Origin of the sequence: Anoxybacillus sp. LAT27, from assembly GCF_022030075.1 — a bacterium.
Classification (GTDB): Bacteria; Bacillota; Bacilli; order Bacillales; family Anoxybacillaceae; genus Anoxybacillus; species Anoxybacillus kestanbolensis.
Map to the genome: position 1 here is coordinate 67,095 of NZ_JAIWYK010000440.1, position 16,128 is coordinate 83,222.

Annotated in this window: 16 protein-coding genes; 1 reads left to right on the forward strand and 15 read right to left on the reverse strand. The window is 41.8% G+C overall.

Translation table 11 applies throughout. The features are described from left to right. Window positions 1–88: 88 nt before the first annotated feature. The 9 genes from LD028_RS14345 to LD028_RS14385 all read right to left on the reverse strand — a co-directional run bounded on the left by LD028_RS14345 (window position 89) and on the right by LD028_RS14385 (window position 7,869). Complete coding sequence (locus LD028_RS14345; RefSeq protein ID WP_237812156.1) at window positions 89–1,246, reverse strand: D-alanyl-D-alanine carboxypeptidase family protein; 1,158 nt, start codon at window positions 1,244–1,246, stop codon at window positions 89–91. Between the two features lie 89 nt (window positions 1,247–1,335). Further along, window positions 1,336–2,637, reverse strand: a complete 1,302-nt coding sequence (locus tag LD028_RS14350) for a pyrimidine-nucleoside phosphorylase (protein ID WP_094240797.1) — start codon at window positions 2,635–2,637, stop codon at window positions 1,336–1,338. A gap of 18 nt (window positions 2,638–2,655) precedes the next feature. Further along, a complete protein-coding gene (locus tag LD028_RS14355; protein ID WP_237812157.1) occupies window positions 2,656–3,480 on the reverse strand; it encodes a purine-nucleoside phosphorylase in 825 nt (274 codons plus the stop codon). 13 nt (window positions 3,481–3,493) lie between these two features. Beyond that, window positions 3,494–4,675, reverse strand: a complete 1,182-nt coding sequence (gene deoB / locus LD028_RS14360; RefSeq protein ID WP_237812158.1) for a phosphopentomutase — start codon at window positions 4,673–4,675, stop codon at window positions 3,494–3,496. A 156-nt stretch (window positions 4,676–4,831) separates the two neighbouring features. Further along, window positions 4,832–5,728 (reverse strand): site-specific tyrosine recombinase XerD, encoded by an 897-nt coding sequence (gene xerD, locus LD028_RS14365; protein WP_237812159.1) that lies wholly within the window; start codon window positions 5,726–5,728, stop codon window positions 4,832–4,834. 7 nt (window positions 5,729–5,735) lie between these two features. Further along, window positions 5,736–5,948 (reverse strand): YqzK family protein, encoded by a 213-nt coding sequence (locus LD028_RS14370; protein WP_035019527.1) that lies wholly within the window; start codon window positions 5,946–5,948, stop codon window positions 5,736–5,738. 96 nt (window positions 5,949–6,044) lie between these two features. Further along, window positions 6,045–6,497 (reverse strand): ferric iron uptake transcriptional regulator, encoded by a 453-nt coding sequence (fur, locus tag LD028_RS14375; protein WP_004889697.1) that lies wholly within the window; start codon window positions 6,495–6,497, stop codon window positions 6,045–6,047. A gap of 104 nt (window positions 6,498–6,601) precedes the next feature. Continuing rightward, window positions 6,602–7,246, reverse strand: a complete 645-nt coding sequence (spoIIM, locus tag LD028_RS14380) for a stage II sporulation protein M (protein WP_004889696.1) — start codon at window positions 7,244–7,246, stop codon at window positions 6,602–6,604. Between the two features lie 83 nt (window positions 7,247–7,329). Beyond that, complete coding sequence (locus tag LD028_RS14385; RefSeq protein WP_237812160.1) at window positions 7,330–7,869, reverse strand: NUDIX hydrolase; 540 nt, start codon at window positions 7,867–7,869, stop codon at window positions 7,330–7,332. A 98-nt stretch (window positions 7,870–7,967) separates the two neighbouring features. Between LD028_RS14385 and LD028_RS14390 the strand changes: the two genes are divergently transcribed. Continuing rightward, window positions 7,968–8,882 (forward strand): aldo/keto reductase, encoded by a 915-nt coding sequence (locus LD028_RS14390; RefSeq protein WP_237812161.1) that lies wholly within the window; start codon window positions 7,968–7,970, stop codon window positions 8,880–8,882. A gap of 19 nt (window positions 8,883–8,901) precedes the next feature. Here the strand turns inward: LD028_RS14390 and LD028_RS14395 are convergent, their stop codons facing one another. The 6 genes from LD028_RS14395 to LD028_RS14420 form a co-directional block, all read right to left on the reverse strand. Next, window positions 8,902–9,102: a DUF3886 domain-containing protein gene (locus LD028_RS14395; protein WP_006318172.1), complete on the reverse strand. Its 201-nt coding sequence runs from the start codon at window positions 9,100–9,102 to the stop codon at window positions 8,902–8,904. A gap of 189 nt (window positions 9,103–9,291) precedes the next feature. Further along, on the reverse strand, window positions 9,292–9,531 hold the full coding sequence (locus tag LD028_RS14400) for a YqkC family protein (protein ID WP_009373834.1): 240 nt from the start codon (window positions 9,529–9,531) through the stop codon (window positions 9,292–9,294). 94 nt (window positions 9,532–9,625) lie between these two features. Next, on the reverse strand, window positions 9,626–10,309 hold the full coding sequence (gene narI / locus LD028_RS14405; RefSeq protein ID WP_237812162.1) for a respiratory nitrate reductase subunit gamma: 684 nt from the start codon (window positions 10,307–10,309) through the stop codon (window positions 9,626–9,628). Next, a complete protein-coding gene (gene narJ, locus LD028_RS14410) occupies window positions 10,310–10,861 on the reverse strand; it encodes a nitrate reductase molybdenum cofactor assembly chaperone (RefSeq protein ID WP_237812163.1) in 552 nt (183 codons plus the stop codon). 15 nt (window positions 10,862–10,876) lie between these two features. Further along, a complete protein-coding gene (narH, locus tag LD028_RS14415) occupies window positions 10,877–12,352 on the reverse strand; it encodes a nitrate reductase subunit beta (RefSeq protein ID WP_237812164.1) in 1,476 nt (491 codons plus the stop codon). After that, window positions 12,342–16,025, reverse strand: a complete 3,684-nt coding sequence (locus LD028_RS14420) for a nitrate reductase subunit alpha (RefSeq protein WP_237812165.1) — start codon at window positions 16,023–16,025, stop codon at window positions 12,342–12,344. Before LD028_RS14420 ends, narH begins: the two co-directional genes overlap by 11 nt. Window positions 16,026–16,128: the final 103 nt, after the last annotated feature.

Here is a 16,128-nt window from a genome sequence, read left to right on the forward strand (position 1 = left end):
CTTATCCTCTTGGGTTAAGGAAGAATTCGATTTGTTTATGCGTCAATCCTTCTTCCCGACAAAACTAGTCGCCATTCGCCCTGTTTCGTCAAGATGTGCGCGAGAATGAGCTAAACATTCGTTTAAACAACTCCCACATATTTGCTTCTTCCACTTGTTCTTTTGCTACTAAAGGACTTTTGGCAATCACCGCTCCATCTTTTTTCACAACGAGCGTACCGAGCACATCTCCTTTTTTTACGGGAGCTTTCGCTTTTTTATTCAACTTCCATGTCGTTTTTACTGCTTCAGATTTTTCCCCTTTTTTCAACAAAACAGAAATGGGCTCAGACGTCACAACGGCGACCGACTTTTTCTTTCCTTTGCTGACGGGAAGCATGGTGATCGTTTCGCCTTTTTTATAAAGCGGTTTCGTTTCGTAATGACTAAATGCATAATCTAACATTTTCGTAATTTGTGCGTTTCTTGCCTTTGGTGTTGGCGCTCCAAACACAACAGCAATAACGCGCATATTCCCTTTTTTCGCTGTTGCAGTTAAACAATATTTCGCTTCGCTCGTATAACCTGTTTTTAATCCGTCAACACCCGGATAAAATTTCACGAGGCGATTTGTATTGACAAGCCAAAACTTTTTGTCCGTATTTTCTCGTAAATAATCTTCATACGTACCTGTGTATTTTGTAATTAAATCATATTTCAATAGTTCCTTTGCCATCAGCGCCATATCGTACGCAGTGCTATAATGATTTTTCGCTGGTAAACCCGTCGTATTTTCAAATGCCGTATGCTTTAAACCAAGTTGCCTTGCTTTTTCGTTCATCATATGGACGAACGCTTCTTCTGATCCTGCAATTCGTTCCGCTAACGCAACGGACGCATCATTGCCTGATCCGATCGCAATACCTTTTAACAAATCGTCAACCGTCATTTCTTCTCCTGGTTCAAGAAAAATTTGCGAACCACCCATCGATGCAGCGTATTCACTTGCCCGCACCCGTTCGTCTAACTTTAACTTCCCTTGATCAATCGCTTCCATAATGAGAAGCATCGTCATAATTTTCGTCATGCTCGCTGGTGGAAGTGGCTCGTGGGCATTTTTTTCATACAAAATAGCCCCTGTATCTCGTTCAATTAAAATGGCCGATCTTGCCTCCGTTGCTAACTCAACTTTCGGTTGTTCCGCATGCACGGATACGATCGGAAGAAATAATAACACGATGGCAAGTGCGTAAAAAAATCGCTTCATCTCCAACCCTCCATTTCTTTATACTTGCCATCCTTTCCATTTTTTATTTTTTTATACATAAAAAAACCTGAAGGAATAAATCCTTCAGGCTACGAAATTTTATCGTAAATTAATGTTGGAGCTTGAACAGGTGTTGCTGAAATACGAATGTTTTCATATAGTTTTTGTTTTACATCATCAATTTGTTCGCGATTGCTGTAAATTGTAACGAGCGATTCACCTTTTTTCACCGCATCGCCCACTTTTTTACGAAGCACTAAACCGACCGCTAAGTCGATTGTCGATTCTTTCGTCGCACGCCCCGCACCGAGCCACATTGCTGCTGTTCCGACCGCATCGGCGACAATTTCTGATACGTATCCATCTTCTTTTGCTTCAAGTTCAATGACATATTTCGCTTGCGGTAATTTGCTTGGGTCATCGACAACAGATGCATCGCCACCTTGTGCAGCTAAGAACGTTTTAAATGTTTGAAGGGCTGAACCATCTTTCATCGCTTTTTCTAACATATGACGAGCTTCTTCAAGCGAAGATGCTTTTTCCGCTAAATATACCATGTGGCTACCAAGCACTAAGCACAGCTCTTGTAAATCTTCTGGACCTTCTCCTTTTAACGTATCAATCGCTTCTTTCACTTCAAGCGCATTTCCGATCGCATAACCGAGCGGCTGGCTCATATCAGAAATAATTGCCATCGTTTTACGCCCAACCCGATTTCCGATATCGACCATCGCTTTCGCTAATGCTTTTGCATCGTTTAAATCTTTCATAAACGCGCCCGCACCTGTTTTTACGTCAAGTACGATCGCATCTGCCCCTGCGGCAATTTTTTTGCTCATAATCGATGAGGCAATTAACGGAATGCTATTGACTGTTGCTGTCACATCGCGAAGCGCATACAATTTTTTATCAGCTGGCGTTAAGTTCCCCGACTGACCGACAACCGCAATTTTATTTTTATTAACAAGATCGATAAATTCATCATTGCTAATTTCAACATGAAATCCTGGCACAGATTCTAACTTATCGATCGTGCCGCCCGTATGACCGAGCCCACGACCAGACATTTTCGCAACCGGAACGCCAACAGAAGCAACAAGTGGACCTAAAACGAGAGTCGTCGTATCGCCTACCCCACCTGTTGAATGTTTGTCTACTTTAATTCCTTCAATTCGCGAAAGGTCGATCGTATCACCGGAATGTACCATCGCCATCGTCAATTCCGCTGTCTCTTCTTCATTCATGCCGCGGAAAAAAATCGCCATCGCTAATGCACTCATTTGATAATCAGGAATATCACCTTTTGTGTAACCTTCAATAATAAACTGAATTTCTTCTTTCGTTAACGCATGACCATCACGTTTTTTCTCAATTAAATCGACCATTCTCATCGTCGTTCACCTTCTCGTTTAATTTTTCGCCATGTTGCGTACGATCGCCTTCACAAATCGTAAAAAGTCGGCTTTTACTTTTTCCGTCGTTTCGATTACTTCATCATGTGTGAGTGGCTGATCTAAAATGCCTGCAGCCATATTCGAAATACACGAAATACCGAGCACTTCCATTCCGGCATGGCGAGCAACGATCACTTCAGGCACCGTTGACATACCAACAGCATCGCCGCCCATGACACGAATCATACGAATTTCTGCTGGCGTTTCATACGCTGGACCCGTATTGGCGACATACACACCTTCGCGCACACGTAAACCGATGTCGTTTGCTACATCTTTGGCGAGTTGACGAAGTCGTTTACTATATGCTTCCGACATGTCTGGGAAGCGCACCCCAAGTGCAGAATCATTCGGACCGATAAGCGGATTGCCGCCCATGTTATTAATATGATCTGAAATAATCATTAAATCGCCCGGTTCAAACGATTCATTTACACCACCTGCGGCATTTGTCACAATTAATTGCTCAACGCCAAGCGCTTTCATCACGCGGACAGGAAACGTGACTTTATCAAAGCTGTATCCTTCGTAATAATGGAAACGCCCTTGCATAACGACAACTGTTGCCCCTTCTAACTGACCGTATACGAGCTGACCGGCATGCCCTTCAACCGTCGATACAGGGAAATTCGGAATGTCGCTGTACGGAATTTTAATGGCTTGTTCAATCTCATCGGCCAACACACCTAAGCCAGAGCCAAGAATTAAGCCGATTTGCGGTGGAGTTGGAAACTTTTCTTTTAAAAATTGTGCCGCTTGTTCAATAGCTGTTCGATTCATTTGTTCACGCTCCTTATTTCAACTCTTGTAAAAAACTTGTTCCGTATTTTGGCATCTTCACACCGAAGTTTTCTGCAATCGTTGCACCTACATCTGCAAACGTTTCACGCAATGGAAGTTGTTTACCTCCGTTCATGCTTGGGCTATACACAAGAAGCGGTACGTATTCGCGCGTATGATCTGTGCCGTGATGAACAGGGTCGTTTCCATGGTCTGCTGTAATGATTAATAAATCGTTTTCTTTTAAACGTTCAAACACTTCCGGCAAACGTGCATCGAACTCTTCTAACGCATCACCATATCCCTTCGGGTCGCGACGGTGACCGTATAGTGCATCGAAATCAACAAGATTCAAAAAGCTGAGTCCTGTAAAGTCCATTTGTAACGTATCAACTAATTTGTCCATTCCGTCCATGTTTGATTTTGTGCGCAACGTTTGTGTCACACCTTCGTTATCGTAAATGTCAGCAATTTTTCCGATCGCAATGACATCGTATCCAGCATCTTGCAGTTCGTTCATCACTGTCCGTCCGAACGGTTTTAACGCATAATCGTGACGATTCGCTGTCCGTTGGAAGCTTCCCGGCTTCCCGATAAATGGACGAGCAATGACGCGACCGACCATATATTTTTCATCAAGCGTCAATTCACGCGCAATTTTACAAATGCGATATAGTTCTTCTAATGGAATGACTTCTTCATGCGCTGCAATTTGTAACACTGAATCAGCTGACGTATATACAATAAGCGCACCTGTTTCCATATGTTCAGGGCCGAGCTCATCAATAATCGCTGTGCCACTTGCTGGTTTATTGCCGATCACTTTTCTTCCTGTTCGTTTTTCTAATTCCTCAATTAGCTCGTTTGGAAATCCGTCAGGAAATACTTGAAACGGTGTATCGATACGAAGACCCATCAACTCCCAATGACCTGTCATCGTATCTTTTCCCGCGGACGCTTCTTGCATTTTCGTAAAATACGCGAGCGGCTTCTCTGCTTTTGGAATCCCTTCGATTTCGCGAATGTTGCTTAAGCCTAACTTCGCCATGTTTGGCATATGCAAACCTCCGCGATGTTGTGCAATATGTCCGAGCGTATCCGCACCTTTATCGTTATATTTTTCAGCATCTGGCGCTTCGCCGATTCCAACTGAGTCCATCACAATTAAAAATACACGTTTATATGTAGGTTTCACCGTTTTACCTCCCCAATCGCTTCATTCGCTTCATAGCATGCCCACTATGAAACAAAATCACGCATTGTTTCTATTTGTCAGAAGTCTGACAACTAAATTATAAAACGTTTTCATAATGAATTGCAATAAAAAAACTGTGACAAATTATCGTCACAGTTACGCTCGTGGATGAAACTGTTTGTATACATCTTTTAAACGCGTTTTCGTTACGTGCGTATAAATTTGCGTTGTAGAAATATCCGCATGTCCGAGCATTTCTTGTACGGCGCGCAAATCGGCCCCATTTTCTAATAAATGCGTCGCAAACGAATGGCGCAACGTATGAGGAGTTAATTGTTTTTGAATGTTCGCTTCTTGAGCGAGCCGCTTTAAAATTTTCCAGCATCCTTGTCGTGTTAAACGCTCACCATGATGATTTAAAAACAACGCGTCTGTCGTGCCCTTTTTTCTTTGTAACAGTTCTGGTCGACCTTGCTCTATATACCGCTTTAATGCTTCTGTCGCCATTTTCCCGATTGGAACGATGCGCTCTTTTCGACCTTTTCCGTAACAACGAATGAATCCCATCGTCAAATGAACGTCAGATATGTTCAATTGAATGAGCTCGCTTACACGAATACCTGTCGCATATAAAAGTTCTAACATCGCCTTATCACGAATGCTAAACGGTGTGTTTTGTTTCGGTGCTTCGAGTAAAGCCTCAACTTCCGCCATCGATAACACGTTAGGCAATTTTCGTGGCAGTTGCGGCGTCTCGATATGAACGGTCGGATCTTGATCAACCGCTTTTTCACGCAATAAAAATTGATGAAACGATCGAACAGATGCTAGATGACGGGCAATCGTTTTCGGTGATCTTCCTTTTTCTTTTAAAAACTTTAAAAATTGCATAATATGAAAACGAGTTACATCATTCCAACGACATAGTTGTTCGACTTTTTGTAAATATTGAACGTATTTTTTTAAGTCACGTTCATACGATACGATCGTGTTATGAGCTAAATTGCGCTCAACAATTAAATAGTGAATAAAATCTTTTACTTGATCTTCCACGCGCACCCTACTCCCCGTTTTGATAGAAAAGCAATAGCCGATCGAGCCAATGTGTTTCTTGCTGCTCCGTTGTCGATACTTTCACTGCTGATCCCATCGGCTCATCGTAGCGACGATAATAGTTATATTCTTCACTCATCCATACAATACTATAATAAAATAAAATCGTACATCCCGTAAATAAAAGAAAAACCTTTAATACATCCACGATTGTTCTCATGGCATACCTCCGTTAACTGTCATATAGTAAGAGGATATGCCTGTTTCATTGCATTTTATACATAAGTGAAAAAACCTTTTCATAGACGAAAAGGTTTTACTGCTCCTCATGCTTATCTTGACAACGATGACAAATGCCGTGAAACGTCAAGCGGTGGTCTTTAATTTTAAAATTCCAATCTCGTTCCACAATCGCCTCGACATCTTCTAATAAATCTTCTTGAATTTCATCGACCGCGCCACATTCAATGCACACTAAATGATGGTGAAAGTGCGCCGCACCTTCTTTACGAAGATCGTAGCGGGAAACGCCATCCCCGAAGTTAATTTTATCGACAATTTTCAACTCTGTTAATAACTCCAACGTGCGATACACAGTAGCTAACCCAATCTCAGGCGCTTTTTCTTTCACGAGGAGGTAAACATCTTCCGCGCTCAAATGATCTTCTTCATGTTCGAGCAACACTCGTACTGTCGCTTCACGTTGCGGCGTTAATTTATAGCTTGCTGCATGCAGTTGTTTTTTTATTCGGTCAAGCCGACTTTCCATTTCCTTTCCCTCCCTCGTTACTCATTCTCATTATAACAAAAGAAAGGAACGTGTCAAAATAAAATGATTATAAATTGATAAATAAAATGATTATTAAATAATAATTATTTTTCTATCCATTGCACAACTTCTTTCATGAGCAACGGGGATACATATGCCTCAAGAGAAGAGGCTAACGCTAAAGCGATACTAAACGATAACATAACAAACGTATAGCGAAGCATCGCACGAAAAATTGGTTCATGTGTTCGCTTCACAAATTGGTGACGAATCATTTTTAAAGAAAATGAAATGGATACAGCCGCCATCACAATAAAGATCGGAACGAGAATGATATTTTGCGGAACGACAGATACGAAAGCTAGCAAAAATCCGTTCCAACCCATTTGGCTGACTAAAAACCCAACTGTAAATCCAACAACGAGGCCTTTTAAAAATAATAAAATTAAAATAAGTGGTAGCCCCACAAGCGACATAGCTAAAATCCACATCAAGCCGATATATTTCAAATTTTGCAAAAAACTTTCTTTCCATACATCATGTGCACTCGCCATGTTTCCTGCAGAAACTTGTCCAAAAAAATTCGTTAAATAATAATATAAATCTTCTTTTTGGCTAAAGCTTAAGCTATTGACTACAATAGCACCAAAAATAATGCCCATCACAAAAAGAACGACGGTAAATACATATGTCGTATAATGCTCTTGTACGTGTTGACCCCATGTTGTCGTCCATGATCGTTTTCTCATCGCTCCATCCCCCTACACGCTCTGTTACTACATTGTATGGGAAAAGGGGCGTGATATGACAAAAAGCGGTCGCGATGACCGCTTTACATATGCAGTTGCCAATATAAAAGAGCGTAAATGGTTTTTGCGTCATAAATTTGTTTTTCTTCAACCATGTTTAGTGCTTCTTCTAACGTCACTTCAAGCACATCCACAAACTCGTCGTCATCGAGCATTTGCTTTTCGCTTTTTTTCGTCAGTCCTTTCGCAAGGAATATATGTACTAACTCATCTGCAAACCCAGGCGATGTGTAAAAAGAGTGAAGCGGCTCCATTTTTTCACATACATATCCTGTTTCTTCTTCTAGCTCACGCTTGGCTGTTTCAAGCGGTGCCTCCCCTTTCTCGAGCTTCCCCGCTGGAATTTCCACCAGCACCCGCTCTAGCGCTTTTCGATATTGACGAACGAGCACGATTTTATTTTCTTCCGTTATCGCAAGTACCGCAACTGCTCCAGGATGCTTGACAATTTCACGCTTGCTCGTTTCTCCATTTGGCAATAATACATCTTCAACATACACATCAATCACTTTTCCGGAAAAAATACGCTGTTGATTCATCGTTTTTTCATATAAATGATCCATTATTTCACCACCATGTCATCGTTTCATATCGATTGTACTACATCTACAAAGACAAATGGAAAACTTATTCGTTATAATGTTAAAAAAGGAGGGAGCACATGAAAAAACGGAAACTCGGACATTCGAACTTATATGTAAGTGAAATTGGCTTCGGTTGCATGTCGCTTGGAACTTCGGAGGGCGAAGCGATTCGCATCATTCATGAAGCGATCGACAAAGGGGTCAACTACTTCGATACAGCCGATTTATATGATCGTGGAGTGAATGAAGAAATCGTTGGAAAAGCGTTAAAAGGAAAGCGCCACGATGTCATCATTGCAACAAAAGTAGGAAATCGTTGGACAGAACAAGGAAACCGTTGGACGTGGGACCCGTCAAAAGCATACATAAAAGAAGCTGTGAAACATAGCTTGCGACGATTACAAACCGATTATATTGATGTATATCAATTACATGGTGGGACAATTGATGATCCGATCGATGAAACAATTGAGGCGTTTGAGGAATTGCAACAAGAAGGCGTGATTCGTTATTACGGCATTTCCTCCATGCGCCCAAACGTCATTCGCGAATACGTCAAACGCTCGCGCATCGTTTCTGTTATGATGCCATATAGTTTGCTCGATCGCCGTGCTGAAGAATGGTTTCCGCTTTTGAAACAACATCACATTAGCGTCATTGCACGCGGGCCGCTAGCGAAAGGGTTATTGACTGAACGTCCACTTGACCAAGCAAGCGAAGAAATAAAACAAAACGGCTATGTCGATTATTTATTCGATGAATTAGTCACACTTATTCCAAAACTAAAAGCCGTTGCACCAAATGAAACCCTAACGGCGATTGCTCTTCGTTTTTGTTTAGCGCACGAAGTCGTCGCAACAGTTGTTCCAGGCGCAAGCCGATTGACACAGCTCATCGAAAACGTCGCTGCTCAATCAGTCACATTGAACGATGAACAAGTGGCTTTATTAAAACAGCTAACAAAACAAACGATATTCACCGATCATCGGTAACCGAGGGGGGCGCCCTCGGTTATTTGAATTTTCGCCAATCTAAGTCACTTTCTTCTAACCATTCGGCAAACGTTTTATTTTTTTCACGTTTACGAGCTTCTTCTTTACGCTTTGCTTCCTCTTCTTCTTTTCGCTTTTGTTCTTTTTCTTGTAGCTGCTTTTGTTTTTGTTTTAGCTGTTCGATCAATTGCTCATTTAATCGATCTTTTAGCATAAACATCCCCTTCTTTTTTCAAACTAACTGTGAACAACTATAAAGGAGTGAGCTCTCATGGGAACAAATAAAAGCCAAAAAGGAAAACCAACAGCCGATACCGTTCGTCCTGTGATTGCTAAAGAGGAATTAGAAAAAGCAATTCATCCGACGAAACGGCAAAACTCTCCACAATAAGAAGGGGGATTCGTCCCCCTATAAAATATCTGTAATATGTGGCATATGTTGCTCAATCCATGCAAGCGCTTCATCTAGTTGAACGAACGACTGTGTTTCGAACGTCATTTCATCTTGCAAAAGCCAAACGTCGCGTTCGTCGTTTGAAAATCCTGCAACGGACCAATGAAGTAAACTATACGGATGGTTGTTGTACAAAAACGACACCCATGTTTTTTCTTTTACGATTTTTCGGAGACGATTCACTTGATCATTCACAACTATCACTCTTTCTATATCATTTACATATACATCCTTATTTTAATTCAATGTCGGAAAATAAGAAAAGAGCTCTCGCAAAAGAGACCTCTTTTCATTGTTGCTTCGGAACACGACGACGATAAACGACGTAGCTACGCCCTAAATAACGAAACGGCATACTAAATATATGAACTAGTCGTGTAAACGGCCAAACGATGAAAATACATAAAGCAGAGACGATATGAATTTTAAACCAAATCGGTACGCTTTCCATATACGTCGGATCAGCACGAAACGTTAAAACGCTGCGAAACCAAGGACCGATCGTTGTTCGATAATCAAATTCATTAGCATTGACGTTCAGCGATGTAGAAGCAAAGCCCGTTAACATGACAATCGCTAACAAAATGAGAACGAGCAAATCTGCTTTACTGGTTGTTAGACGAATGCGCTTCACCGTTAAACGACGTTGAATAAGAATCGCTAAACCAACAATAGAAACAATCCCTGCCGGAAGCCCGAACGCAATCGCCATCGTATGATACGTATGTTCAGAAATGCCAATTGCATCATAGACCGATTTCGGAATAAGAATACCCATCACATGACCGATAAAAACGAAGACGATTCCCCAATGAAATAAAATACTTCCGAGTCGCAACGATTTTTTTTCAAGAAACTCGCTCGATTTTGTCGTCCAACCAAACTGATCGTGCTGATAGCGATAAATATGTCCGCCAATAAAAATCGTCAAAACGATGTAAGGGAAGTATCCCCAAAGAAACTGTTCGAGCAATTATGACACGCTCCCTTCCGCAAGTTTACGCACACCGATTTCTTCAAGTGCCATAAGTAACACATCGAATAAAATGGCGTAATAACTTTCAGCTGCAATGAGCTGTTCACGAATGTGAGATATATGATTGAAATATTTTTGCATGAGCGACTGAACATGAACACGTTCAGCTTGAGACGCAAATTCAAGCATAAGTGGCAAGTAGTCTGGCAATTCCCTCTCTGTTATGTCAAAACCCGCGGATTTGTACAGTTGCTTCAATTGTAACAGTTCGATTCCACGTTCTCTTTGTTCGCCCATGCTCATATATGTGACGTATAAATTTGTTTTTTTGCCAAAATCAAACGTATATACATACGTTTCAATCCATGACGTTTCATCCGTTTGTTTTACATAATCGATAAACTTTTGAATGTTTTGTACAATTGGACGATGCGGAATTTGCTTGCTAAACGTTGCACAGTCATCTAATTGTTCGCGCCATTGTCGATCTGGGTACGATAACAAATACGAAACGATTTCAAACACCGTTTGTACATGAGCATAATCCATTCAAATTCTCCCCCTTTATGATGAAATAGTACCGCATGAGCCCGGTCCTCCCATAAACGACAATCCGCACGTACCCTGTTCTGCATATAGTTCAGCGACTTGTTCGCGATGCGATGCTGGAATGACGAAACGGTCGTTGTATTTAGCAATCGCTAATAAACGGTACATTTCTTCAATATCTTCTCCGGTTAATCCTAACGACTGAACCATTTGTTCATTCGGTTGTTTATTTGTTTGTAGCGCACGCATATATAAACGCATCGCTGCCATTTTTTTCAGCACTATACGAATATGTGCTTGATCACCGGCCGTTAATAAATGAGCTAAATATTCGATCGGAATGCGCATCTCATCAATCGCTGGGAAAATGTCGTATTCACTTGCTCTGCTTCCTTTTCCTTCAATCATATTTGTAATTGGGCTTAATGGCGGAATATACCATACCATTGGCAATGTTCGATATTCCGGATGTAACGGTAAAGCAATTTTCCAATCAACGATCATTTTATAAATTGGTGATTGTTGTGCCGCCTCAATCCACGCTTGCGGAATGCCTTCTTCTTTCGCTTTCGCAATTACTTCTGGATCATGCGGATCTAAGAAAATCGATAGTTGTGCTTCATATAAATCTTTTTCATTCGTGACGCTCGCTGCTTCTTTTACTCGATCTGCGTCATATAACATAACGCCAAGGTAACGCACCCGTCCTACGCACGTTTCAGAACAAATTGTTGGTAAGCCTGCTTCTAATCGTGGGAAACATAATGTACATTTTTCTGCTTTACTTGTTTGCCAGTTAAAATATACTTTTTTGTACGGGCAGCTTGATACACAATATCGCCAAGCACGGCAAGCGTTTTGGTCAACGAGAACGACACCATCCTCTTCGCGTTTATACATCGCCCCAGATGGACAGCTTGATACGCAAGGGGGATTCACACAATGCTCACAAATACGCGGCAAATACATCATAAACACTTGTTCAAATTCCGCTTGAATCGATTGTTCCATTTTTACTACGTTTGGATCTTCGAGCGCTGTAATATGCGCTCCAGCTAAATCATCTTCCCAGTTTGGACCCCATTTTAACTCCATAAACTCGCCGGTTAATGCGGATTTTGGTCGAGCGACTGGCTGATGTTTCTTTTCAGGGCTATTTGTTAGCGTTTCATAATCGTAATTCCACGGTTCATAATAATCATCAATCGTTGGCAAGTTCGGATTGTAAAATAAGTTGAGTAATCGGTTTACTTTCGAGCCGGACTTTAGTTGAAGCTCCCCGTTTTTCAACTCCCAACCTCCTTTGTATTTCTCTTGATCTTCCCATTTTTTCGGATAACCGATGCCAGGTTTTGTTTCTACGTTGTTAAAATACATATATTCGGCACCTGGACGATTCGTCCAGGTGTTTTTGCATGTGACGCTGCACGTATGGCAGCCAATACATTTGTCTAAATTCATTACCATGCCAATTTGCGCTTTAATCTTCAAGCCAATCAACCTCCTTCAACTTGCGAATAATGACATTCAAGTCGCGTTGATTTCCTGTCGGTCCGTAATAGTTAAATCCATAGCTTAATTGCGCATAACCACCGATCATATGTGTCGGTTTGACGTGAATACGCGTCGGGCTGTTGTGCGTACCGCCCCGGTTGTTCGTTAACTTCGACCCTGGCACGTTAATGTGGCGATCTTGTGCATGATGCATAAATGCAATTCCTCTTGGAAGACGGTGCGAAACGACTGCACGCGCAACAACAACACCATTTCGGTTAAAACATTCGATCCAGTCATTGTCTTTTATCCCTACTTCTTCTGCATCTTCTTTACTTAACCAAATCGTCGGACCGCCTCGGAATAGTGTTAACATCGGTTGTGAATCGAAATACATACTATGGACAGACCATTTATTGTGCGGCGTTAAATAATTGAGCGTAATCTCTTTTCCTTCTACATCCGGACGATTTTTTTGGAACGGTTTATGTTGCAAAATTGGCTTAAACGTTGCCATCGTTTCACCAAACTCTTGCATTAGCTCATGATCAACATAAAACGATTGACGCCCTGTTAACGTCCGCCAAGGAATGAGTCGCTCAACATTTGTCGTAAATGGCGAGTAACGACGTCCTCCTTTTTCGGACCCGCTAAATGCCGGCGATGTAATGACTGTTTTTGGTTGCGCTGTAATTTGTTCAAATGTGAAACATTCTTCTTCCCGCTCTTCCGCTAAATCTTTTAGTTGTAAGTTCGTTTTCTTCTCAAGGGATTCCCATGCTTTTACCGCCACATGCCCATTTGTTGTTGATGAAAGCGTTAAAATGGCTTCAGCTACTTTTTTCGCATCGCTTATATCTGGACAGCCGTTCGCAACAGTGGCGCCTCGAACCGTTCCTAACACATGTTTTAATTTTTCATATTCTTCTTCTACCGACCACGTCATGCCTTTTACGCCAAAAGGTGCTTTGACAACGTTTGGACCGAGCGCTGTCATTTTTTCAAATATTTTTGTGTAGTCACGCTCAACAACATGAATTTGCGGCATCGTTTTTCCTGGAATCGGTTCACATTCCCCTTTACTCCAATCTTTAATTTTTCCAAACGGTTGCGCTAATTCTTGCGGTGTATCGTGAAGAATCGGTGTCGCTACAACTTCTTTCACCGGCGCCATTCCTACTTCTTTCGCTACTTGTGACACGGCTTTTGCAAGCGATTTAAAAATTTCCCAATCCGATCGCGCTTCCCAAGGTACCGCAATCGCAGGATTAAATGGATGAATAAACGGATGCATATCTGTGCTACTTAAATCATGTTTCTCATACCATGTTGCTGCAGGTAATACCACATCAGAATATAAAGCTGTTCCAGCCATCCGAAAATCGAGATTAATGAGCAAATCTAATTTTCCTTCTGGTGCTTCCTCACGCCACGTTATTTCTTGTGGACGAAGGCTATCTTTGTCATCGTTCATTAATCCGTGCGATGTACCAAGCAAATGTTTTAAAAAGTATTCATGTCCTTTTCCTGAACTTGAAATTAAGTTCGCACGCCAAACGATTAAATTGCGAGGAAAGTTTTTCTCGTTATCTGGATCTTCAATCGCAAAGCGTAGCGTTTTCTCTTTTAACTGCTTCGCTATATATGCTCCAATGTCTTCAACTGTTTTTGCCCCTGATGCGACCGCTTCGTTGTAAAGATCGATCCCGTTTTTTTCGAAAGTTGGATAAGAAGGCAACCAACCTAAACGAGCCGCAAGAACATTGTAATCAGCATAATGTTGATAACGTGCTTCTTCGGCAAGCGGTGATACGAGCTGTCCGACCGGTGTATCTTCATAACGCCATTGGTCTGTCGCAAAATAGTAAAATGATGTTCCGTTTTGTAATTTCGGTGGTGCTTGCCAGTCACGCGCCATGGCAATCGTTTGCCAACCTTCTACCGGACGCAATTTTTCTTGACCAACATAATGCGCCCATCCTCCACCGTTCACTCCTTGCGCTCCAACGAATAAAACAAGGTTTAAAACAGCTCGATAAATTGTATCAGAGTTAAACCAATGGTTAATTCCTGCACCGACAATAATCATGGAACGACCTTTTGTATCTACCGCATTTTGCGCAAACTCACGCGCAATTTGAATGACAAGATCCCGCTTTACACCTGTGATGTTTTCTTGCCATGCTGGTGTAAACGGTACGAGATCATCGTACGTTTTCGCCACTTCCCCACCAATGCCACGATCCACTCCATAGTTAGCAAGAACTAAATCATATACGGTTGTAACATACAACTCCTCATGTTTTGTTTGCATTCGCTTCACAGGCACAGCACGTTTTAAAATGCGATTTCCATCATGTGAAAAGTATGGAATTTGAACCGTTGCAATTTCATCTTCTATCCCTAACATCGTCAAACGTGGTTCAATTGCTTCTTCCGTTTCTTCATCCACCATGTTCAAATTCCATTTTCCTTTATTTTCCCAACGCGAACCAATCGTTCCATTCGGAATCGCAAAATCGTTTGTTCGTTCATTCCAAAGCGCTGGTTTCCATTCCCCGTTTGTCGTATTTCGACCAATATCAGATGCGTGTAAAAAACGATCAGCAACAAATTGTCCGTTTTCTTTCTTTTTGAGCGTAATTAAAAAAGGAAAATCGGTGTATTGTTTCGCATAATTCGTAAAGTATGGAACTGAACGGTCGACATAAAACTCTTTTAAAATGACGTGCCCCATCGCCATTGCTAAAGCACCGTCTGTTCCTTGTTTCACACTTAACCATTCATCTGCTAGCTTTGTCGATTCAGCAAAATCTGGGCTAATGGAAACGACTTTCGTTCCTTTATAACGCACTTCTGCTAAAAAGTGAGCGTCTGGTGTACGCGTCATTGGAACATTTGATCCCCACGTCATAATGTAACCGGCATTGTACCAGTCGCTACTTTCTGGCACGTCCGTTTGATCTCCCCAAATTTGTGGAGAAGCAGGCGGTAAGTCAGCATACCAATCATAAAAGCTTAAAATCGGTCCACCCATAAGCGACATAAAGCGTGCCCCAGCCGCATGACTTACCATTGACATCGCTGGAATTGGTGAGAAGCCGACATTCCGATCCGGTCCATACTTGATTACTGTGTAAAGTAAGGAAGTGGCAACAAGCTTTAATACTTCGTCCCACTCTGCACGAACAAACCCACCTTTGCCACGTGCTTGTTTATAACGCTTTGCCTTTTCTGGATTTTCAACAATGCTTTTCCAAGCATCAAGCGGATTTGCATGTTGCTGCAACGCTTCGCGCCACATATTTAACAACACGCCACGAACGTATGGGTATTTGACACGAAGCGGACTATAAATATACCATGAAAAGCTTGCCCCACGCGGACAGCCTCGTGGTTCAAAATCAGGCATATCCGGTCCTGTTGTTGGGTAGTCAAGTTTTTGACCTTCCCATGTGACGATGCCGTCTTTCACGTAAATATTCCAACTACATGAACCCGTACAGTTGACACCATGTGTTGAACGGACAACTTTGTCATGTTGCCATCTTCTGCGATATATTTGCTCCCAATCGCGATCTTGATATGTGACTTCACTATGCCCATCCGCTTGCCGTTCAATCGGCTTCACGTAATTCAAGCGCTTGAACAGCGGTGATTTTTTTTTCATATCGCTCACTCCTCTTTGTATGAAATCCTTCTATCTTCACTATAAAACGGGACGTGATAAATAAATGTGAGGTACCTCACATGTTTTTTAATTGTCACAAATA